Source organism: Novosphingobium meiothermophilum (assembly GCF_003171715.1).
GTDB lineage: Bacteria > Pseudomonadota > Alphaproteobacteria > Sphingomonadales > Sphingomonadaceae > Novosphingobium > Novosphingobium meiothermophilum.
This window is the reverse complement of sequence record NZ_QGHL01000004.1, coordinates 163453-183499: the sequence shown is the minus strand read 5'-3', so window position 1 is coordinate 183499 and position 20047 is coordinate 163453. Positions and strand designations below refer to the sequence as shown.

19 protein-coding genes are annotated in these 20047 nt (G+C 64.6%); 12 read left to right on the top strand and 7 right to left on the bottom strand.

The window, feature by feature from the left end; genetic code table 11:
- Nucleotides 1-169 precede the first annotated feature (169 nt).
- The gene (clpB, locus tag DKM43_RS01240; protein WP_109796661.1) at nucleotides 170-2749 is read left to right on the top strand and encodes an ATP-dependent chaperone ClpB; all 2580 of its coding nucleotides are present in this window, start codon (nucleotides 170-172) and stop codon (nucleotides 2747-2749) included.
- Between the two features lie 162 nt (nucleotides 2750-2911).
- On the opposite strand, the gene DKM43_RS01235 is transcribed toward clpB, so the two are convergent.
- The 5 genes from DKM43_RS01235 to ligK form a co-directional block, all read right to left on the bottom strand.
- Entirely contained in the window at nucleotides 2912-3256 is a 345-nt protein-coding gene (locus tag DKM43_RS01235) for an energy transducer TonB (RefSeq protein ID WP_109796660.1), read from the bottom strand.
- Between the two features lie 43 nt (nucleotides 3257-3299).
- Nucleotides 3300-5156 carry a methyl-accepting chemotaxis protein gene (locus DKM43_RS01230; RefSeq protein WP_109796659.1) on the bottom strand — a complete coding sequence of 619 codons (1857 nt, stop codon included), beginning with the start codon at nucleotides 5154-5156 and terminating at the stop codon, nucleotides 3300-3302.
- A gap of 197 nt (nucleotides 5157-5353) precedes the next feature.
- On the bottom strand, nucleotides 5354-6256 hold the full coding sequence (locus tag DKM43_RS01225; RefSeq protein ID WP_109796658.1) for an amidohydrolase family protein: 903 nt from the start codon (nucleotides 6254-6256) through the stop codon (nucleotides 5354-5356).
- Nucleotides 6253-7317, bottom strand: coding sequence for a 4-oxalomesaconate tautomerase (locus tag DKM43_RS01220; RefSeq protein WP_109796657.1), 1065 nt, complete (start codon nucleotides 7315-7317; stop codon nucleotides 6253-6255). Before DKM43_RS01220 ends, DKM43_RS01225 begins: the two co-directional genes overlap by 4 nt.
- Nucleotides 7310-7984, bottom strand: coding sequence for a 4-carboxy-4-hydroxy-2-oxoadipate aldolase/oxaloacetate decarboxylase (gene ligK / locus DKM43_RS01215; RefSeq protein WP_109796656.1), 675 nt, complete (start codon nucleotides 7982-7984; stop codon nucleotides 7310-7312). Before ligK ends, DKM43_RS01220 begins: the two co-directional genes overlap by 8 nt.
- A gap of 166 nt (nucleotides 7985-8150) precedes the next feature.
- Between ligK and DKM43_RS01210 the strand changes: the two genes are divergently transcribed.
- The 7 genes from DKM43_RS01210 to DKM43_RS01180 all read left to right on the top strand — a co-directional run bounded on the left by DKM43_RS01210 (nucleotide 8151) and on the right by DKM43_RS01180 (nucleotide 14576).
- Nucleotides 8151-9305 carry a LysR family transcriptional regulator gene (locus DKM43_RS01210; protein ID WP_109796655.1) on the top strand — a complete coding sequence of 385 codons (1155 nt, stop codon included), beginning with the start codon at nucleotides 8151-8153 and terminating at the stop codon, nucleotides 9303-9305.
- Between the two features lie 62 nt (nucleotides 9306-9367).
- Nucleotides 9368-10201: an NAD(P)-dependent oxidoreductase gene (locus tag DKM43_RS01205; RefSeq protein ID WP_109796654.1), complete on the top strand. Its 834-nt coding sequence runs from the start codon at nucleotides 9368-9370 to the stop codon at nucleotides 10199-10201.
- Nucleotides 10198-11223 carry an amidohydrolase family protein gene (locus DKM43_RS01200; protein WP_109796653.1) on the top strand — a complete coding sequence of 342 codons (1026 nt, stop codon included), beginning with the start codon at nucleotides 10198-10200 and terminating at the stop codon, nucleotides 11221-11223. Before DKM43_RS01205 ends, DKM43_RS01200 begins: the two co-directional genes overlap by 4 nt.
- The gene (gene ligA / locus DKM43_RS01195) at nucleotides 11220-11639 is read left to right on the top strand and encodes a protocatechuate 4,5-dioxygenase subunit alpha (protein ID WP_109796652.1); all 420 of its coding nucleotides are present in this window, start codon (nucleotides 11220-11222) and stop codon (nucleotides 11637-11639) included. The genes DKM43_RS01200 and ligA overlap by 4 nt, the downstream gene beginning before the upstream one ends.
- Nucleotides 11639-12481: a class III extradiol dioxygenase subunit beta gene (locus DKM43_RS01190; protein WP_109796651.1), complete on the top strand. Its 843-nt coding sequence runs from the start codon at nucleotides 11639-11641 to the stop codon at nucleotides 12479-12481. Before ligA ends, DKM43_RS01190 begins: the two co-directional genes overlap by 1 nt.
- Before the next feature lie 72 nt (nucleotides 12482-12553).
- Complete coding sequence (locus DKM43_RS01185) at nucleotides 12554-13498, top strand: Gfo/Idh/MocA family oxidoreductase (protein ID WP_109796650.1); 945 nt, start codon at nucleotides 12554-12556, stop codon at nucleotides 13496-13498.
- Nucleotides 13499-13616: 118 nt separating this feature from the next.
- A complete protein-coding gene (locus DKM43_RS01180; protein WP_109796649.1) occupies nucleotides 13617-14576 on the top strand; it encodes a phosphatase PAP2 family protein in 960 nt (319 codons plus the stop codon).
- A gap of 7 nt (nucleotides 14577-14583) precedes the next feature.
- On the opposite strand, the gene DKM43_RS01175 is transcribed toward DKM43_RS01180, so the two are convergent.
- Nucleotides 14584-15447 (bottom strand): dienelactone hydrolase family protein, encoded by an 864-nt coding sequence (locus DKM43_RS01175; protein ID WP_109796648.1) that lies wholly within the window; start codon nucleotides 15445-15447, stop codon nucleotides 14584-14586.
- Between the two features lie 88 nt (nucleotides 15448-15535).
- On the bottom strand, nucleotides 15536-16192 hold the full coding sequence (locus DKM43_RS01170; protein WP_109796647.1) for an alpha/beta hydrolase: 657 nt from the start codon (nucleotides 16190-16192) through the stop codon (nucleotides 15536-15538).
- Between the two features lie 125 nt (nucleotides 16193-16317).
- Between DKM43_RS01170 and DKM43_RS01165 the strand changes: the two genes are divergently transcribed.
- From DKM43_RS01165 to DKM43_RS01150, 4 genes are all read left to right on the top strand, one after another.
- The gene (locus tag DKM43_RS01165) at nucleotides 16318-17364 is read left to right on the top strand and encodes a cysteine desulfurase family protein (RefSeq protein WP_109796646.1); all 1047 of its coding nucleotides are present in this window, start codon (nucleotides 16318-16320) and stop codon (nucleotides 17362-17364) included.
- Complete coding sequence (locus tag DKM43_RS01160) at nucleotides 17361-18443, top strand: cysteine desulfurase family protein (RefSeq protein ID WP_109796645.1); 1083 nt, start codon at nucleotides 17361-17363, stop codon at nucleotides 18441-18443. Before DKM43_RS01165 ends, DKM43_RS01160 begins: the two co-directional genes overlap by 4 nt.
- A 2-nt stretch (nucleotides 18444-18445) precedes the next feature.
- Nucleotides 18446-18778 carry a 2Fe-2S iron-sulfur cluster-binding protein gene (locus DKM43_RS01155; protein WP_109796644.1) on the top strand — a complete coding sequence of 111 codons (333 nt, stop codon included), beginning with the start codon at nucleotides 18446-18448 and terminating at the stop codon, nucleotides 18776-18778.
- An 86-nt stretch (nucleotides 18779-18864) separates the two neighbouring features.
- The gene (locus DKM43_RS01150) at nucleotides 18865-20022 is read left to right on the top strand and encodes an iron-containing alcohol dehydrogenase (RefSeq protein ID WP_109796643.1); all 1158 of its coding nucleotides are present in this window, start codon (nucleotides 18865-18867) and stop codon (nucleotides 20020-20022) included.
- Nucleotides 20023-20047: the final 25 nt, after the last annotated feature.

Genomic DNA, 20047 nt, shown 5'->3' with positions numbered 1-20047 from the left:
CCGGCGGTCACGCTTTGGCAGGGAGTGCGCAGGCAAGTCCTTCGCGCTCCCTCCTTGCGTTCGGTCAAGGAATGCCTCCATTCTGGTGGTGTAGTCTTTTTCGTATGCGCAGCCCTTGTGTTGCGAAAAAGTCACACCATGTCTTGCGCAACAGGAGGACACTCGACCCATGAACCTCGAGAAATTCACCGACCGCGCCAAGGGCTTTCTGCAAGCCGCGCAAACCGTTGCGATCCGCATGAATCATCAGCGGATCACGCCGGATCACATTCTGAAGGCCCTGCTGGAGGACAGCGAGGGCATGGCCAGCGGGCTGATCCAGCGCGCGGGCGGCAATGCCGCCGTGGCGCAGGCCGAAGTGGACAAGGCACTTGCGAAGATCCCGGCGGTGTCCGGTTCCGGCGCACAGCAGACGCCGGGGCTCGACAACGATGCCGTGCGCGTGCTCGATTCGGCCGAACAGATTGCCGCCAAGTCAAACGACAGCTTTGTCACCGTGGAGCGGATGCTGGTTGCGCTGACGCTCGCCACCACCACCTCCGCCGGACAGGCGCTCAAGGCCGCGAACGTGACCGCGCAGGCGCTGGAAGCGGCGATCACGCAGCTTCGCGGCGGCCGCACGGCCGACAGCGCCAGCGCCGAAAACGCCTATGATGCGATGAAGAAATATGCCCGCGACCTGACCGAGGCAGCGCGCGAGGGCAAGCTTGATCCGGTTATCGGACGCGACGAGGAAATCCGTCGCACGGTGCAGATCCTTGCCCGCCGGACCAAGAACAACCCGGCGCTGATTGGTGAGCCGGGCGTTGGCAAGACCGCGATCGCGGAAGGGCTGGCGCTGCGCATCGCCAATGGCGACGTGCCCGACAGCCTCAAGGACCGTCGCCTGATGGCGCTCGACATGGGCGCGTTGATTGCAGGGGCCAAGTATCGCGGCGAGTTCGAGGAGCGGCTCAAGGCCGTGCTCGACGAAGTGAAGGGCGCGGAAGGCGAGATCATCCTGTTCATCGACGAGATGCACACGCTGATCGGGGCGGGCAAGGGCGAGGGCGCAATGGATGCCTCGAACCTGCTCAAGCCGGCGCTGGCGCGGGGCGAACTGCACTGCATCGGCGCGACGACGCTGGATGAATACCAGAAGTATGTCGAGAAGGATCCCGCGCTCCAGCGGCGGTTCCAGCCGGTGTTCGTGGGCGAGCCGACGGTCGAGGATACGATCAGCATTCTGCGCGGCATCAAGGAAAAATACGAAGTGCACCATGGCGTGCGCATTGCCGACAGCGCGATCGTGGCGGCGGCAACACTGTCGAACCGATATATCTCTGACCGCTTCCTGCCCGACAAGGCCATCGACCTGATGGACGAGGCCGCGAGCCGCATCCGCATGGAAGTTGAGAGCAAGCCCGAAGAGATCGAAAAGCTCGATCGGCGCATCATCCAGATGAAGATCGAGGAGATGGCGCTGGCCAAGGAAACCGATGCTGCATCGAAGGACCGGTTGCTTGCCCTGCGCGAGGAACTGGCAAACCTTGAACAGCAGTCAGCCGAACTGACTACGCGCTGGCAGAACGAGCGCGACAAGATTGCCGCCGAGGGCAAGGTCAAGGAAGCGCTTGATGCGGCGCGCAGCGAACTGGAAATGGCGCAGCGCAATGGCGATCTGGCCAAGGCCGGTGAGCTTGCCTATGGCCGCATCCCCGAACTGGAGCGGCAACTGGCCGAAGCGCAGGGCGCAAGCCAGAACGCCATGCTGCGCGAGGAAGTGACCGCCGAGGACATCGCTGCCGTGGTCAGCAAGTGGACTGGCGTGCCGGTCGACCGCATGATGGAAGGCGAGCGCGAGAAGCTGCTGCACATGGAAGAAGCGCTGGGCCAGCGGGTGATCGGGCAGAAGGACGCGGTGCTTGCCGTATCCAAGGCCGTCCGCCGGGCGCGGGCCGGTTTGCAGGATCCGAACCGTCCGCTGGGCAGCTTTCTGTTCCTTGGCCCCACGGGCGTGGGCAAGACCGAACTGACCAAGGCACTGGCCGGCTTTCTGTTCGATGACGACAACGCCATGGTGCGTATCGACATGTCGGAGTTCATGGAGAAGCATTCGGTCAGCCGCCTGATCGGTGCGCCTCCGGGCTATGTCGGCTATGACGAAGGCGGCGTTCTGACCGAAGCGGTGCGCAGGCGACCCTATCAGGTCGTGCTGTTCGACGAGGTGGAAAAGGCCCATGGCGACGTGTTCAACGTGCTGTTGCAGGTGCTCGACGATGGCCGTCTGACCGACGGACAGGGGCGCGTGGTGGATTTCACCAACACGCTCATCATCCTGACCAGCAACCTCGGTAGTCAGTATCTGGCCAATCTGGAGGAAGGACAGGATGTGAGCGCGGTGGAACCGCAGGTCATGGAAGTGGTGCGCAGCCACTTCCGGCCGGAGTTCCTCAACCGGCTGGACGAGATCATCCTGTTCCACCGGCTGGGGCAGGAGCACATGGCCCCGATCGTCGATATCCAGGTGGGCCGCGTGGCCAAGCTGCTCAAGGATCGCAAGATCGTGCTTGACCTTACCGATGCTGCCAAGCGCTGGCTCGGCCGGGTTGGTTACGATCCAGTCTATGGTGCGCGTCCGCTCAAGCGGGCTGTCCAGCGTTACCTGCAGGATCCGCTGGCGGAAAAGCTGCTGGGCGGCGAAATACCCGATGGCAGCACGGTGCGGATCGACGAGGGCGAGGGCGCACTGACCTTTGCCGTGGCCTGATCCGCAAGGATATGCTGGCGCGCCGCATGGCGAGCCTGCAAAAAGGGGGCGGTCCCTAGCGGGGCCGCCCCATTCCTGTGTCGGCGGGGGGTCAGGCCGACAAGTCTGCATCCGGCGCGGGCAGGGAGGGTAGCCTGCGTGCCGATGCAAGAAGCGTTCTGCTTACAGCAGCTTCCACGTGACCGGCACAACGAGGGATGTAGCTCCGGCCGGCGGCGGCGGAACCGATCCGGCGCGCGTTGGCATGGCCAGCGCTTCCTTGTCGAGCGTTGCCGAACCGGACGGCGCAACAAGTTCGGTGCGCTCGATCTGGCCGCTGGCGGTTACATAGACCTTCACCTTGGCGGTGCCTTCCTCGCCGCGCATCTGCGCGGTGCGGGGGTAGGTCTGCTTCGAGGCAATGATCCCGGCAACCTGCCTCTGCCAGTCGCCGGACTGGGCGAAGACCGGCGTGCCGGAAAGAGCGAAAGCGGTAAGGCCGAGGGCAAACTTTGCAATCATTTTCATGGGCTTGTCCTGCACTTTGGAGGTTGGTGGAAAGGGGAAGGGTTCAAAACTCGGACCAGTCATCCTCATCGGTTTTGAGCGCGGCATTGCCCACGACCGGAGCTGGCACGGCGGCAGCACGCCTTGCCGGAACCGCAAGGGCCAGGGGCGGGGCAAGGGTTGCGGTCTGCTGGCCGGAAATCCGGAACCGGCGCAACTGATCGACAAGCGAGAGGGTTTCGGCGGCCAGATTGCGCGTTCCTGCCGAGCTTTCCTCGACCATGGCCGCATTTTGCTGGGTGAAGGCATCCATCGAGCCGACCATGCCGGAGATATCGGCAATGCCCGCAGCCTGCTGGCCGGCAGCTTCGGCGATGGAGTTCACCAGTTCCGAAACCGCACTGACTTCGGCAACGATCTGGCGGAGCGCTTCACCGCTGGATTCGACCAGCGCAACCCCGCTGCTGACTTCATCGGTGCTCTTGGCGATGAGATCGCGGATCGATTTGGCGGCATCGGCCGATCGCTGCGCCAGTGCGCGCACTTCGGTTGCCACCACGGCAAAGCCCTTGCCTGCATCGCCTGCGCGGGCCGCTTCGACACCGGCGTTGAGCGCGAGCAGGTTGGTCTGGAAGGCAATGCCGTCGATCACGCTGACGATCTCGGCCATTTCCTTTGAGCTGCCTTCGATGTTGCGCATGGCGGCGATGGCGCGGTTGGCGGTATCGCCCACGCTGTCAGCGGTGTCGCGGGCAACGGACAGGCGGGCGCTGGTCTGCCGGGCGTTTTCGGCAGTTGTCCTGACCGAGGTGGTGAACTCGTTCAGGGTGCGCGAGGTTTCGGCAAGCGAGGTCGCCTGCTGCTCGGTGCGCATGGCAAGATCGTTTGAGGCGCTGGCGATCTCGTCGGTGCCCAGCTTGATCGTGTTGCAGCCATCGACGATCTTGGCCAGCACCCGTTCGAGCGAGGCGACGGCAGCGTTGTAATCGAGATGCAGCTTGGCCAGAGCACCGCTGCCGTTTTCCTTCACGCGGAATGTCAGATCGCCTTCGGCCAGAGCGGTCAGTCCGGCGCCGATCTCGTCGATCGTGACCTGGGTTTCGCGCGCTCTTGCGATTTCGGCGTCGGCGCGTGCATGGTCCGAGGCGAAGACATCGCGGAACCGGTCAAGCGCGCGGGCAAGCTGGCCCAGTTCGTCGGTCCGTTCGAGCGCTGGCATGACCACGCCATGATCGCCGTCGACCAGTCGCGTGACGGCCTGCGCCATTCCGGACAGAGGCCGTGCCACGCTGCGCATCAGCCACGCGAGCATGACCAGTGTGGCAAGCAGGGCCGCCCCCATGGACACGAAGGTGAAGGTGCGCGCAGAGGCATAGATTGACTGTGCATTGGCAGCGGCGTTGGCGGCATCCTTGCGGTTGGTTTCGATTGCTGCAAGGATCGCATCTTCCAGTGCGTAGAAGCCTTCCAGGCCTTCGCCCGAATGAAGGGCGTGGGCGGCGTCTGTTTCACCGTTCATCACCAGGGATTGCAGCCGGTCGTCCTGTTCGACCAGTGCCGTCCATGCCTGGTGCATGGTGGCCAGCGCTTGTTTCTGCGCCGGGGTCGTGGCCAGTTTGCCGTAGTCTGCAAAGCCGCCCTCAATGGCGCTGCGGGCATTGCGCAGAAGTTTGCGGCCGCGCTCCTGCGCGGCGGGATTGGGCGCGCGCAGCAGTTCATCCTGCTTCAGGCGATATTGCGAGGTGAAGGCGTGGATGTCGCCAAGCGCAGCCGATCCGGGCATCCAGACATCGCGCTGTTCGGCAGCAATCGCGTTGACTTCACCGATCTTGGCGACGGCGAACAGGCCCGTCGCGGCCATGACAGCCAGCAGCACCGCAAACGCGGCGACAAACCGGGCCGTGATATTGAACTTGAGCATTCGCATCCCTCGAAAGCCGGTTGGCACAGGGCCGGGCTTAACGAGGGAACGACAATCATCGGTAAGGCACCGCGCACGTAAAGATGCGCAGGTTAGCCCGGAAGATCCTGCAAGGAATGTTGCCGGGCATTGTCAGCAACCGGGAAAGTTGCCTGCAATCCCGGCACTTGCAAGGGTTAACGCATTCCTGTGCGGCCTCAGCCTGTCGCTTCTTCGGGCCAGTAGAGACGCATCGGGTTGTCGACCAGAAGCTTGCGCTGCAATTCGGCCGTGGGGGCTATGCGCGGAATCATGTCGACCAGGTGGCCGTCGTCTGGGATTTCGGTTTCCATGTTGGGGTGCGGCCAGTCGGTGCCCCACAGCACGCGGTCCTGATAATCGGCCACGAGCGGCGCGACGGCATGGGCAAAGGCGTCCCACGGATCGCCCGCGCCGCCTTCCTTGATTGCATCGAGGCGGTCCGGGCAGGTTGCCTTGAACCATATGTCCTCGCGGCTGTCGAGCAGGCGTCGAAACGCCCTCATGTCGGCGCCATCCGGCCCTTGCCGCACGTCGGGGCGGCCCATGTGATCGACCACCAGCGGCACCGGAATGGCATCCATGAACGGGCGCAGTTCCTCAAGGATATCGGCTTCGAAGTAGATGACCACGTGCCAGCCCACAGGCAGACGCTGCGCGACTTCGAGGAACCTGTCCTTGGGCGCATCATCGACAAGGCGCTTGAGGAAGTTGAAGCGGATGCCGCGAATGCCGCCCTGATGCAGGGCTTCCAGCCCCGCTTCGGAAATGCCGGGATCGACCACCGCGACACCGCGCGCCCGTCCGCCGGACCTGGCGATGGCATCGAGCGTGGCCGCATTGTCGGTTCCGTGGCAGCTTGCCTGAACGATAACGTTGCGCGCAAAGCCCAGATGATCGCGCAGGGCGAAGAGCATGTCAGGTCCGGCGTCCTGCGGCAGATACTTTGCCTTCGGGCTGAACGGGAATTGCGCCATGGGGCCGAAGACGTGGCAATGCGCGTCCACCGCGCCCGGCGGAGGCGTATAGCGGGGCTTGCTGGGATTGGCGTGCCAGCTGATGATGCGTCCGTCGGTGCTCATGCGAATACTACTCCATCCATCAGCTTGCGCGCCGTGCGCAGCAGGGCGGCGGTGCGGACCTCGCCGCTCTCGTCCACTTCGAGAACGCAGCTCATCTCGCCGGTCGGGTGTTCGACTGAAAGCAGCTTGCGGCTGCCTTCGGGGATCGAGGCGACTTCGGCTGCGGGCGAGCCGGGGATGAGGCAGGCCGTTGCCACGCTGACGGCGCCGAGCACGCCGATGGTGGCGTGGGCGCGGTGCGGAATGAAGCTGCGCACCGTAACCGCTCCGCCGTGCCTTGGCGGGGCCACGAGCATCATCTTGGGGACCGATTTTTCCTTCACGTCGCCAAGGTTCATCATCGGCCCGGCGATCAGGCGGATGGCCTCGATCCGTGCCTTCAGGTCTGCCGCAGTGTCCAGCCAGTCACGGTCCTCGTAGCCGGTCACGCCAAGGTCTGCGGCCTTCATCACCACGCAGGGCATGCCGTTGTCGATCAGGGTAACGGGCACGCCGTTTACCACATCCACCGCGTTGCCGCTGGGCAGCAGCGCGCCGCACGATGAACCGGCGGTATCGCGAAACTCCAGCGGGACCGGAGCGTGCGAGCCGGGCACTCCGTCGATCCGCGCATCGCCAGCGTAGGATACACGGCCGCCCGGCGTGCAGACCGTGGCCACCGCGACCTGCCCGGTGTTTTCCATGTAAATGGCAACGCGGGTTTCATCGCCGGTGGGGGCCACAAGGCCGCGTTCGATGGCAAAGGGACCGACGCCTGCAAGGATGTTGCCGCAGTTTTGCGCGTCGGTCACGATAGCCTGATCGACGAAGACCTGAAGGAACAGGTAATCGATATCGATGCCCTCGCGGCTGGACTTCGAGACGACCGCGACCTTGCTGGTCAGCGGATCGGCACCGCCCATGCCGTCAATCTGCCGGGGGTCCGGGCTGCCCATCACGGCCAGCAGCAAGGCATCGCGCGCGGCGGTATCGTGCGGCAGATCGTCCTTCAGGAAATAGCCGCCCTTTGACGTGCCCCCGCGCATCCACATGCACGGCACGCCACCGGTGCCGTCAGACATACCGGAGACCTTCCTTCTCCAGCCGCTCGCGCATCTTGTACATGTCGAGGCCGAGGACGCCTGCGGCCAGTTTTGCGCGCTTTTCACCTTCGTTGGCTTCGCGCAGCCTTGCCGCCTTGAGCACTTCGGCGGCCTTCTCGCGCGGGACGACGCATACGCCGTCATCATCGGCGACGATCACGTCGCCGGGGTTCACCAGGGCGTTGGCACAGACCACGGGGACATTGACGCTGCCCAGCGTGTTCTTGACCGTGCCCTGCGCGCAGATGGCCTTGGACCAGACGGGGAACTGCATTTCGGTGAGATCGCGCACGTCACGCACCCCGGCATCGATCACCAGACCGCGGCAGCCGCGCGCCTGCGCGCTCGTGGCCAGAAGGTCGCCGAAATAGCCGTCTTCGCAAGGGCTTGTCGGCGCGAGCAGGAGGATGTCTCCGCCCTGAAGCTGTTCAATGGCGACATGCACCATCCAGTTGTCGCCCGGAGGCGCGCTGATGGTGACGGCGCTGCCCGCGATGCGCGCGCCGGGATAGATCGGGCGCATGTAGGAGGCGAGCAGGCCGGTGCGCCCCTGCGCTTCGTGGACCGTGGCGACGCCGCAGGCGGCAAGGCCATCGATGACGTCTGGATCGGCACGTTCGATGTTCTGGACGACGATTCCCGACATTTGGCGGCTCCCATGCAAAAACGGATCGTGCGTTCCATGCGACTGCGGGGCGCGGGGAACCAATGCAATTCTTGGCATGAGGCATAAGGAAATACTAAGATGATGGAAATGCAATCTCATTTCATGAATATCCGGCCATTGAGTATCCGACCATGAATCTTCGGCCATGAACATTCGGAACGCCTTCAACATGCGGCATTGGGCGGCCTTTGCCGCCACGGTGCGCCATGGCAGCGTGACGCGCGCTGCGCGGGCGGTGAACCTGACGCAGCCCGCGCTGACGCAGGCGATTGCGCGGCTTGAAGCCGATCTGGGGTGCGCGCTGTTCGAGCGCGGGCCTGCGGGCATGACGCCGACCGAACCGGCGCTGCTTCTGGCCCCGCGCGCAGAGGCGGCGATTGCCCATGTAGGCAGCCCGCGCGTGACGGGCGCGCAATTGCGCGCATTCCTGGCGCTGGCGCGGGCCGGCTCCTATGCCGTGGCGGCAGAAGCGACGGGCCTTTCCTCTGCATCGCTGCACCGTGCAGTGGCGGACCTGTCGGTGGCGCTGGGGCAGCGGCTGGTGGACCGGCGCGGGCGTTCGGTCATGCTGACACCGGCCGGAGAGCGGCGCGCACGCGGCTTCGGTCTGGCGATGGCGGAGCTGCGCAGCGGCCTTGCCGAAGTGGCTGCGTGGCAGGGCAAGGCGGCAGGGCGCATCGTGGTGGGGGCCATGCCGCTCAGCCGGGCGCGGTGGCTGCCGGAAACGATCCTGCGCTTTGCTGCGATCCATCCGGGGGTGGATGTGGCGGTGGTGGAAGGCAGCCATGCCGAGCTGGCCGGGCCGCTCAGGGACGGGGAAGTGGACCTCATGCTCGGCGCGCTCAGGGATGCGGCATCAGTCGACGATCTGCGGCAGGAGGCCGTGTTCGAGGACCGGCCCGCGCTGGTCATGCGCAGCGGGCATCCTCTGCTTTCGCGCGTGATCGACGGGCCGGCGCTGGCAGCGTTTCCGTGGATTCTGCCTGCCAGCGACACGCCGTTGCGCCATTACTGGGAGGGTATGATGCGCGCGGCCGGGGCAGAGCCGCCGCGCGTGGGGATCGAGTGCGGATCGGTGCTGACGGTGCGGCAATTGCTGCTGGGATCTGACGCGCTGACCCTGCTGTCCCCGGCGCAACTGGCGGTGGAACTGGACGCGGGCGTGCTGGCCACGCTGCCGCCGCCGGTGCCGGTGGCGCGGACCATCGGCATCACCACGCGAGAAGGCTGGCGGCCGACCGGCTCGCAGGCGGCGTTCGTGGCAATCCTGCGCGAGGTGGCGAGCGAAGGGTTCGCATAAACTTATACCTGCGGCGATCTTTGCATTTGTTTGGATGGCGGGTCCGACGCAGGACCGGCGGCATGGACAGCATCCCCGATTTCACAATTGCCCTGATAGGCTTCGGTGAGGCCGGGGCGACCTTTGCCAAGGCGGCAGGCTGGCAATCCGCGGCGCTGGCGTTCGATATCGATCCGGCGCGGCGCAAGGCGATGGAAGCGGCGGGCGTGGTGGTCTGCGCCGAGGCGCAGGATGCGCTTGGGGATGCCGATCTCGTGCTCTCGCTGGTCACGGCGGATTCGGCGCTTGCTGCCGCGCATGATTATGCCCCGCTGCTCAAGCCCGGCGCGCTGTGGTGCGACATGAACTCGGTAGCGCCCGATACCAAGCGGTCTGCGGCCGGAGTGATCGATGCCGCAGGCGGGCGCTATGTCGATGTGGCTGTGCTGGCGCCGGTGAACCCGGCACGGATGAATGTGCCGCTGCTGGTTTCCGGACCCCATGCCGCCGAGGCCGCGGCTCGGCTGCGGGCTGCGGGTTTTGCCAATACGCGGGTCGTGGGCGATGACATTGGCCGGGCCAGCGCGATCAAGATGATCCGTTCGGTCATGGTGAAAGGCATCGAGGCGCTGACGGCCGAAATGATGCTGGCGGCAACGAAGGCCGGCGTGGTGGACGAAGTGCTGGCCTCGCTTGATGCAAGCGAGAAGGCGCAGAGCTGGTTCGGCCGCGCCGAATACAACATCGAACGCATGACCACGCATGGGCTGCGGCGCGCCGCCGAGATGGAAGAAAGCGCCAAGACGCTGGAATCGCTGGGAGTTGAACCGGTGATGACCCGTGGCACAGTGCAGCGCCAGCGCGAACTGGCGGGCAGGACATTACCGTTTACCGCAAAGAGGACCGAAGTGGCATGACCATGATTATCGACTGCCACGGCCATTACACCGTGCTGCCAAAGGCGCACGACGAGTGGCGCGAGAAGCAGAAGGCCGCGTTCAAGGCCGGGACCGAGTGTCCGCCCTATCCCGAAATCTCCGACGACGAGATCCGCGAGACGATCGAATCCAACCAGTTGCGCCTGCTGAAGGAGCGCGGCGCGGACATGACGATATTCTCGCCGCGTGCCTCGGCCATGGCTCCGCACGTGGGCGACCAGTCGGTCGCGGTGAAGTGGGCGCAGGTCTGCAACGACCTGATCGCGCGCGTGGTGGGGCTTTACCCCGAAACCTTCGCGGGCGTGTGCATGTTGCCGCAATCGCCCGAAGCCGACATGACCAGTTCGATTGCCGAGCTTGATCGCTGCGTGAACGAACTGGGCTTCATTGGCTGCAATCTCAATCCCGATCCGGGCGGCGGGCATTTCAGACATCCGCCCCTGACGGACGAATACTGGTTCCCGTTCTACGAGAAGATGGTGGAACTGGACGTGCCCGCGATGATCCATGTTTCGGGGTCATGCAACCCGGCCATGCACGCAACCGGCGGATACTATATCGCGGCCGATACCATCGCCTTCATGCAGCTTCTGGAGGGCGACCTGTTCAGCAGGTTCCCGACCCTGCGCTTCATCATCCCGCATGGCGGCGGCGCGGTGCCCTATCACTGGGGGCGCTATCGCGGTCTGGCCGACATGCTCAAGAAGCCATCGCTCGACACGCACCTGATGAACAATATCTATTTCGATACCTGCGTCTATCATCAGCCGGGGATCAACCTGCTGGCAGACGTGATCGAGACCAAGAACATCCTGTTCGGTTCCGAAATGGTGGGCGCGGTGCGCGGGATCGATCCTACGACCGGGCACTATTTCGACGATACCAAACGCTACATCGACGCGCTCGACATCTCGGACGCTGAACGCCACGCGATCTTCGAGGGCAACGCGCGCCGCGTGTTTCCGCGACTCGACGCCAAGCTGAAGGAGAGGGGGCTGTGACACACGACAAGCCCAGGCAGAACATTCACGAATACCTTGCCGAGTTCGAGGATATTCCGGGGACCCGCGTCTTCACGGCGGCCCGTGCGCGCAAGGGTTACTGGATCAACCAGTTCGCGATGAGCCTGATGAAGAGCGAGAACCGAGAGCGCTTCAAGGCCGATGAGCGCGCCTATCTGGATGAATGGAACATCTCCGAACAGGCCAAGCAGGCGATCCTCGCGCGCGATTACAACACCCTGCTTGACCTTGGCGGTAACGTCTATTTCCTGTCCAAGCTGTTCTCGACCGACGGCCTGCCCTTTGCCGAGGCGGTCAGCACGATGACCGACATGACCTGGCCGGAATATCGCCAGATGATGCTTGACGGGGGCCGCTCGCCCGAAGGCAACCGTTCCATAAAGGGAGGCTACTGATGGCCAGGATTACTGCTGGCGTAGGCTCCAGCCACGTTCCGCTGCTGGGTGTCGCTGTCGATCAGGGCAAATGGCAGGACGATTATTTCGGCCCGATCTTCAAGGGCTATGAATGGACGCGCGAGTGGGAAAGGCGCGAGAAACCCGATGTGGTGATCCTTGTCTATAACGATCATGCCTCGGCTTTCGACGCGAATATCATTCCCACGTTCGCCATTGGTTGCGGCGAGCGTTACAAGCCTGCCGACGAAGGCTGGGGGCCGCGCCCGGTGCCGGACGTGGAAGGCCATGCCGACCTCGCCTGGCATATCGCGCAGAGCCTGATCCTCGAAGATTTCGACATGACCATCATCAACGAGATGGACGTGGACCACGGGCTGACCGTGCCGCTTTCGATGATGTTCGGCCAGCCCGAAAAGTGGCCGTGCAAGGTTGTGCCGCTGGCGGTCAACGTCGTTACCTATCCGGTGCCTTCGGGCAACCGCTGCTGGGCGCTGGGCGAGGCGATCGCCCGTGCGGTGGAAAGCTTCCCCGAAGACCTCAACGTGCAGATCTGGGGCACGGGTGGCATGAGCCACCAGCTTCAGGGACCGCGCGCTGGCCTGCTGAACCGCGAATGGGACAATCGCTTCCTCGATATGCTGGAAGCCGACAACGATGAAGTGCGCCACATCCCGCATATCGAATATCTGCGCGAGACCGGATCGGAAGGCATCGAGATGGTCATGTGGCTCATCATGCGCGGCGCGCTGGGCAAGAAGGTGAAGCGCCTAAACCGCCACTATCACATTCCGTGCAGCAACACGGCGATCGGGCACATCGTGCTCGAACCGGCAGACTGAGTTTCAACCCCATCCACCCTCGCCGGGCGGCCACCGTGGCTGCCCGGTCCTTTTTCAAGAAAGGGACAAGACATGCGTATTGCTCTGGCAGGCGCAGGCGCTTTCGGTGAAAAGCATCTCGATGGCCTGAAGAACATCGAAGGCGTCGAGATCGTCTCGATCATCAGCCGCCGGGCCGAACAGGCCGCGGCCGTGGCCGAGAAGTATGGTGCAGGGCATTCGGGCACCGAACTCGACGAGGCACTGGCGCGCGATGATGTGGACGCCGTCATCCTGTGCACACCGACGCAGATGCACGCGGCGCAGGCCATCGCCTGCATGAAGGCGGGCAAGCACGTTCAGGTGGAGATTCCGCTGGCCGACAGCTGGGCGGATTCGCAGGAAGTGCTGCGTGTAGGCCAGGAAACCGGCAAGGTGTGCATGGTGGGCCACACGCGCCGCTTCAATCCGTCGCACCAGTATGTGCACAACCGGATCAAGGCGGGCGAGTTCAACGTCCAGCAGATGGATGTCCAGACCTACTTCTTCCGCCGCAAGAACATGAACGCCAAGGGCGAGCCGCGTTCGTGGACCGATCACCTGCTGTGGCACCATGCTGCGCACACGGTTGACCTTTTCGCCTATCAGACCGGCAAGATCGTGAAGGCCAACGCCATTCAGGGGCCGATCCACCCCGAACTGGGCATTGCCATGGACATGTCGATCCAGCTCAAGAGCGAAACCGGCGCGATCTGCACCTTGTCGCTTTCGTTCAACAACGATGGGCCGCTGGGCACCTTCTTCCGCTACATTGGCGACACGGCAACCTACATCGCGCGCTATGATGATCTGGTGAACGGCAAGGAAGAGCCGATCGACGTTTCCAGGGTGGACGTCAGCATGAACGGCATCGAATTGCAGGACCGCGAGTTCATCGCCGCGATCCGTGAAGGCCGCGAGCCGAACAGCTCCGTCGCCAAGGTGCTCGACTGCTACCGGGTGCTGGGCGAACTTGAACAGCAGCTCGCCGCGGGCTGATTGACGCAAAACGGCCCGCCCGAAACGGCGGGCCTTTCCCGTTCAGGGTATGGTCAAGACTGCGCGCCGAGGCGCGGCATGAAAGCACTTCTTAATCATGATGGCCTAGGCCATCGCCATGCCCCCGATTGCCCTTGATGATGCACCAGCTATTGCCCCGAAGACGCTGGACGTGGGGGGCTGCGTCGGTTCGCCATCTCATCGGGCAAGCTGGCTCGTCATCGCCTGCGGGTTCCTGATCGCACTCCTGATTCTGGCGGCAAGCGGCATAGGTATTTCCGTGACAAATGTCGGGCCATTGCTTGGCCTTGCGATGGCGCTGGTGGGCGCGGAGTTCTATTACACGGCGTATCGCGCCGAAGAACGGATTGCCGCCACCTGCGGGACACTGGCCACCTTGATCGCGGCGGCCCTGCTGGCGGCATTCATCAGCCACGCGAGCCTGAGGCTCGGCGCTGCCAATATTGATGCTGCCCTGAGCGGGGCGGATCTTGCGCTTGGCATCCGTGCGCCCGATATTGTTGCCGCCTTCGCCGCATATCCTGCCTTCGCCCGACTGCTCGGCGTGATCTACAGCACCGCGATGCCGGTCTGCATGGTTCTGGCGCTGGTTCTGGCGGCAGGCGGGCGGCGGGCGCGGGCCTCGGAACTCGTCTTCTCTTTCACGTTCTGCATCGTGCTGGCGGCGACAGTATCCATCGGCTTTCCGGCGCTGGGCAGCACCGTCCATCACGGCATCGAAGGCATTGCCGGTCTGCCGAAGTCAGCCGGGAACTTCCACATGCCGATAGTGGACTATTACCGGAACCATCCCTCCGCGGTTTTCGACCTTGCCAAGGTGGAAGGAATTGTCACTTTCCCGTCGTTTCACATGGTCATGGCCCTCATGGCGCCCTATGCTCTGCGCGGCGCTGGCCTTGCGTCAATGGTCGCGTTTGTCTGGGCGGCTCTGGTCACGGTGTCTTCCATCGTGATCGGCGGGCATTACGTCGTCGATCTGCTGGGCGGCGCTGTTACCTGGGTGGCAGCGATCGGGTGGGCTCGCTCTGCCGACCGCAAGACGCAAGGCACGGCCTGATCCCGGCTTACAGATTGGCCTGATAGAGCGCCAGCATCCGGTCCCACGCACGGTCTGCCTGCGCCTTGTCATAAACCGGTGCATCGATCGTGCACCAGCCGTGCTGGGCGGGATAGACTTCGATCTCCGCCGGGCGGCCTGCGGTGTCGGCTGCGACGCGCAGCTTGGTCTTCTCGTCGGGCGCGCGCGCATCGTCATTTTCGGCGATGGCAATGAGATAGGCGGCATTGGTGCGCGGCAGCAGGTTGATCGGGCTGTCGGGAGAATCGCCCGCCAGACCAGCCCCGTGAAACGATGCAGCGGCGCCCACGCGCACCGGATTGGCAAAAGCGGTGCGCACGGCGAAAGGCCCGCCCATGCAGTAACCGCATGATCCGATGCGCCGCGCGGTATCGACCTCTGCCTGCTGGTCGAGCCATCTGACGAAGGCCGCAGCATCGGCAACCGTTCCGGCGGGCGTGATGGCGGCAATCATCGGCTTCAGTTTTTCCTGCCCGGCAGGCGTGCGCCATTCCATCAGCGAGCCGAGGATCGGTGCGGCAGCGGAGCGGTAATACTGGTTGACCGCCAGCACCGCATAGCCAGAAGCCGCAAGCCTGCTTGCCATGGCCTTGTAAGCATCGCGCAGGCCCGCAATGTCAGGCCACATGATGACGGCGGGATGCCGTCCTTGCGCCGGATGGACGAAGAAGGCATCAGCCTTGCCATCGGCGGTTTCGATTACCACGCTGCGGCTGGCAAGCGGCGTGTCGAGCGCGGCCGCGCAGCCCGGCAGAGCGCCAAGCGTTGCCGCGCCTGCACCCAGCGCGGTGAAGGCACGGCGGCTGAGCAGCCATGCGGCGGCTTCGGTTTCGGTCAGTTCATCGCACATGGGATCGCGGTGCTCCTTCGTGGGCAATGACCGCGAGCCTAATGTGCTGGCGCGGCAAGACAAGCTGTCTTGCCGCATGGTGCCCCGATCAGCGGATCGGGCAATCCGGCGAAAGGCGCATGTCGAGGTAATTGTCGACCGAGCGCATCAGATCATCGAGTTCGTTCTCGAAGAAGTGGTTGGCGCGGGGCACTTCATCGTGGTGGATGGTGATGTGCTTCTGGGTGCGCAGCTTGTCGACCAGCTTCTGCACCGAATTGGGCGTGACCACCGTATCGGCTGCGCCCTGCACGATGATGCCGGATGCGGGGCAGGGGGCAAGGAAGCTGAAATCATACATGTTGGCAGGCGGCGAGACCGAGATGAAACCACGGATTTCGGGGCGTCGCATCAGGAGCTGCATCCCGATGAGCGCGCCGAACGAATAGCCTGCAATCCAGGTGGTGCTGGCTTCCGGGTGGATCGACTGAACCCAGTCGAGCGCGGCGGCGGCATCCGAAAGCTCGCCGATGCCGTTGTCGAACGAACCCTGGCTGCGGCCAACCCCGCGGAAGTTGAAGCGCAGGGTGGCAAAGCCGCGGGCGACGAATGTCTTGTAAAGGGCCTGCGTGATGCGATCGTTCATCGTGCCCCCGGCCTGCGGGTGCGGGTGCAGGATCATGGCGACCGGCGCGCGCGGGCGGGTGGCGGGCTGGAAACGGCCTTCGAGGCGGCCTTCGGGGCCGGGAAAGATGACTGCGGGCATTGCCTGTCCGGTTATCCTGTGTGCTGGCCGCACGGCAAGGGCTGCCGGGGCTTGGGAATTTCGTGCACGCTATATAGAAACGAGCCGCGCGAAAGCAATCTTTGCAGACAAACCGGACCAGCCCCTTGCCATCACATCCCGTCTATCTCGATCATGCCGCGACAACGCCCCTTTTGCCTCAGGCGATGGTGGCGATGCAGGAGGGCTGGTGTCTGTGGGCAAACCCTTCCAGCCCCCATGCTCCGGGCCGTGCGGCGCGCAGCGCGCTCGAAACGGCAAGGGCGCGCATCAAGGCCCTGCTGGGCTGGCAGGGAGAGGTGATCTTCACCAGCGGAGCAAGCGAGGCGCTGGCGCTGGCCATCGGCAGGGCGAAGGTTGCACAGGTGCTGGCTTCGGCGGTTGAGCACGATGCGGCCTTGCGCGTGGCCGGCGATGCGCCGCGCTTGCCGGTGGGACAGGGCGGGCTGATTGATACGGCCGATCTGACTGATCGTCTGGACAAGGGCGGACCGGCGCTGGTGGTTGTCCAGCAGGTCAACAGTGAAACCGGCGTGGTGCAGGACATCGCGGAGGTTGCCGCCATCGCACGCGCGGCAGGCGGGATTGTGCTGTGCGATGCGGCGCAGGGCGCGGGAAAAATCGGCCTGCCCGATGCCGACATGGTGGTCCTGGCGGCGCACAAGTTTGGCGGACCGGTGGGCGTGGGTGCCTTGCTGGTGCGCGATTATGCCTTGCTCGCCCCAGGCGGCGGTCAGGAGCGGGGCTATCGCGGCGGGACCGAAGCTTTGCCGCTGGTTCTGGGCATGGTGGCCGCACTGGAAGCCGGAAACGCATGGATGAAGCGGGCATCGCATTTGCGCGATGGTTTGACGCAGGCCCTTGTGGATTGCGGCGCGGAACTCGTGGCGGCCGCATCGCCGCGCAGCCCCACGATCGCGGCCTACCGGATGCCGGGCAGATCAAGTGCGGCGCAGCTCATCCGTTTCGACGGGGCAGGCATCGCCGTTTCGGCCGGCAGCGCCTGCTCTTCGGGATCGCTCAAGCCCAGCCACGTGCTGACGGCGATGGGTTATCCCCACCCCGGCGAAGTGATCCGCGTGTCCATCGGGCGTGAGACGACCGATGCCGAAATCGCCCGGTTCGTCGAGGTCTGGAAGGAGATCCGCGGGTGATCTACCTCGATTATCAGGCGACCACGCCGCTTGCCCCTGAAGCGCGAGAGGCCATGCTGCCGTGGCTTTGCGGACCGGAAGCCGCAGGGTTTGCCAATCCGCACAGCCCGCACCGTTATGGCCGGGCAGCCGCCGCTGCTGTCGAAGTGGCGCGCGAGCAGGTGGCGGCGCTGCTGCCGCCGGGCGGGCGCGTGGTCTTTACCTCAGGCGCGACCGAGGCAATCAATCTGGCGCTGATCGGTTCGGGACGCCGCAGGCTTGCGGTTTCGGCCATCGAACATGCCGCCGTGCTGGATACAGCGCGCTTCATCGATCCGGCAGTGGCGGTGCTGCCGGTCAATGGCGAAGGGCTGGTTTGCCCTGATGTCGCGATCCCTGATGGAACGGGGCTTGTCGCGGTGATGCAGGTCAACAACGAGATCGGCACGGTGCAGCCGGTTTCGGCGCTGGCGGCACGCGCGAAGGCCATGGGGGCGTTGTTCGCGTGCGATGCGGTGCAGGGGGCGGGCAAGCTTGCTGCGCCAGACGGCGCCGATTTCATCGCCCTGTCGGCGCACAAGCTTTACGGACCCAAGGGCATAGGCGCGCTGTGGGTGCGCGAGGGGGTGAAGCTCGACGCGCTGATCCACGGAGGCGGACAGGAAGGGGGCTTGCGTTCGGGAACGCTTTCGCCCGCGCTTTGCGCGGGCTTCGGTGCGGCCGCAGCGCTGTGCACAAGGCTGTGGGAAACGGATCGGCAGCATGTGGAAAGCCTGTGGCACAAGGCGCGCCAGCTCTTTGCGGGCTGGACGCTCAACGGCAGCGAGACGGCGCGCTGGCGCGGCAACATGAATCTTCGCCTGCCGGGGCTGGATGTGGCGCGGGTGTTGTCGGAATGCCGCAGTGTGGCATTTTCTGCCGGGTCGGCCTGCGCCAGCGGCTCCGGCAGGCCAAGCCATGTCTTGCGCGCCATCGGACTTTCCGACAGGGATAGCAAAAGCGCGATCCGCATCGGTTTCGGACGCTATACGGGGGATGATGAACTGGAACAGGCCGCGGCAGCGATCAACGCTGCGGCGCGCGCGCAGGGAGTCATTTGAGGATGGTCAGCGTCACCTTCATCACCGCCAAGGGCGAGAAGATTTCCGCAAGCGGTGAGCCGGGGCAGCGGCTGCTGGAAGTGGGCCAGATTGCGGGAATGCCGCTTGAAGGCACCTGCGAAGGCCAGATGGCGTGCTCTACCTGCCACGTTATCGTGGCGCCGGAATGGTTCGAGCGTCTGCCCGGCGCCGTCGATGACGAGGAAGACATGCTCGACCTTGCCGCCGGAGTCACGCGCACCAGCCGCCTGTCCTGCCAGATCGAACTGACCGAGGCGCTGGACGGCCTTGTGGTGCATGTCCCGGCCGAAGCCTACGACATGCAGAACCTCTGAGCGTTCTTCGCGGGCCTGCATCTTTGCAGGGTTGCGAAAGGGGGCCGTTGCGGTGAGAGTTTCCACCGCAAGAGGAGAGGCAAGCCATGGCAACGATCAATCTTCCCCGCATCATCCGGGTTGGCGGCGGAACACTGGCCGAATTGCCGCAAGCCATGGCCCAGTGCGGGCTTTCGCGCCCGTTTGTGGTGACGGACCGCTTCCTGGCCGATTCCGGCATGATTGACCGCATGACCGGGCCGCTTGCCGAGGCGGGAATGACGATCACCGTCTTTGCCGATACCGTGCCCGATCCCACCGTGGCAGTGGTGGAGCAGGCGCTGGAGGCCCTGTGCTGGAGCGGCAGCGATTGCGTGATCGGCTTTGGCGGCGGCAGCCCGATGGACACCGCCAAGGCCATTGCCGCGCTCGCGCTTGACGTGCGGCCAGTCCAGACGATGAAGGCGCCCGCCCTCACTGACGCGCCGGGCCTGCCAATCATCGCCGTGCCGACCACGGCGGGCACGGGATCGGAGGCGACGCGCTTCACCATCATCACCGACGAGGCTACCAGCGAGAAGATGCTGTGCGCAGGGCTTGCCTTCCTGCCCACCATTGCGATCGTCGATTTCGAACTGACCATGGCCAAGCCCGCGCGGCTGACGGCCGATACGGGCATAGATTCCCTGACCCATGCGATCGAGGCCTATGTTTCGGTGAAGGCCAATCCCTTCTCCGATGCCATGGCGATTTCAGCGATGAAGCTGATTGCGACCAATATCCGCACCGCATGTGCCGAACCGGCGAACCGCCATGCGCGCGAGGCCATGATGGTGGGTGCGCACCATGCCGGCATCGCCTTTTCCAATGCCAGCGTGGCGCTGGTCCACGGCATGAGCCGCCCGGTGGGGGCCTTCTTCCATGTGCCGCACGGCCTTTCCAATGCCATGCTTTTGCCCGCTATCACCGCTTTTTCCGCGCCTGCGGCGCTTGCGCGCTATGCCGATTGCGCCCGCGCCATGGGCGTTGCGGCAGAAGGCGAGGGCGATAAGGCCGCGGTGGCGCGCCTGCTTGATGAACTGGCCGCGCTGAACCGTGATCTTGCCGTGCCCACGCCGCGCAGCCACGGAATAGACCGAGAGCGCTGGTTTGCCGCCGTGCCGGAAATGGCGCGGCAGGCCATTGCATCGGGATCGCCCGCCAACAATCCGCGCGTGCCCGCTGCGGCCGAAATCGAGCAGCTCTATGCCGAGGTCTATGGCTGAAGGGATGATGCGCGCAGATTGCCGG

Coding starts and splice junctions, on each gene's coding strand:
- ligK (WP_109796656.1), bottom strand. CDS start 7,984: ATGTCGGGAATCGTCGTCCAGAACATCGAACGTGCCGATCCAGACGTC.
- DKM43_RS01220 (WP_109796657.1), bottom strand. CDS start 7,317: ATGTCTGACGGCACCGGTGGCGTGCCGTGCATGTGGATGCGCGGGGGC.
- DKM43_RS01175 (WP_109796648.1), bottom strand. CDS start 15,447: ATGTGCGATGAACTGACCGAAACCGAAGCCGCCGCATGGCTGCTCAGC.
- DKM43_RS01205 (WP_109796654.1), top strand. CDS start 9,368: ATGGACAGCATCCCCGATTTCACAATTGCCCTGATAGGCTTCGGTGAG.
- DKM43_RS01235 (WP_109796660.1), bottom strand. CDS start 3,256: ATGAAAATGATTGCAAAGTTTGCCCTCGGCCTTACCGCTTTCGCTCTT.
- DKM43_RS01180 (WP_109796649.1), top strand. CDS start 13,617: ATGCCCCCGATTGCCCTTGATGATGCACCAGCTATTGCCCCGAAGACG.
- DKM43_RS01185 (WP_109796650.1), top strand. CDS start 12,554: ATGCGTATTGCTCTGGCAGGCGCAGGCGCTTTCGGTGAAAAGCATCTC.
- DKM43_RS01200 (WP_109796653.1), top strand. CDS start 10,198: ATGACCATGATTATCGACTGCCACGGCCATTACACCGTGCTGCCAAAG.
- DKM43_RS01150 (WP_109796643.1), top strand. CDS start 18,865: ATGGCAACGATCAATCTTCCCCGCATCATCCGGGTTGGCGGCGGAACA.
- DKM43_RS01170 (WP_109796647.1), bottom strand. CDS start 16,192: ATGCCCGCAGTCATCTTTCCCGGCCCCGAAGGCCGCCTCGAAGGCCGT.
- DKM43_RS01210 (WP_109796655.1), top strand. CDS start 8,151: ATGAACATTCGGAACGCCTTCAACATGCGGCATTGGGCGGCCTTTGCC.
- DKM43_RS01190 (WP_109796651.1), top strand. CDS start 11,639: ATGGCCAGGATTACTGCTGGCGTAGGCTCCAGCCACGTTCCGCTGCTG.
- clpB (WP_109796661.1), top strand. CDS start 170: ATGAACCTCGAGAAATTCACCGACCGCGCCAAGGGCTTTCTGCAAGCC.
- DKM43_RS01155 (WP_109796644.1), top strand. CDS start 18,446: ATGGTCAGCGTCACCTTCATCACCGCCAAGGGCGAGAAGATTTCCGCA.
- DKM43_RS01230 (WP_109796659.1), bottom strand. CDS start 5,156: ATGCTCAAGTTCAATATCACGGCCCGGTTTGTCGCCGCGTTTGCGGTG.
- DKM43_RS01225 (WP_109796658.1), bottom strand. CDS start 6,256: ATGAGCACCGACGGACGCATCATCAGCTGGCACGCCAATCCCAGCAAG.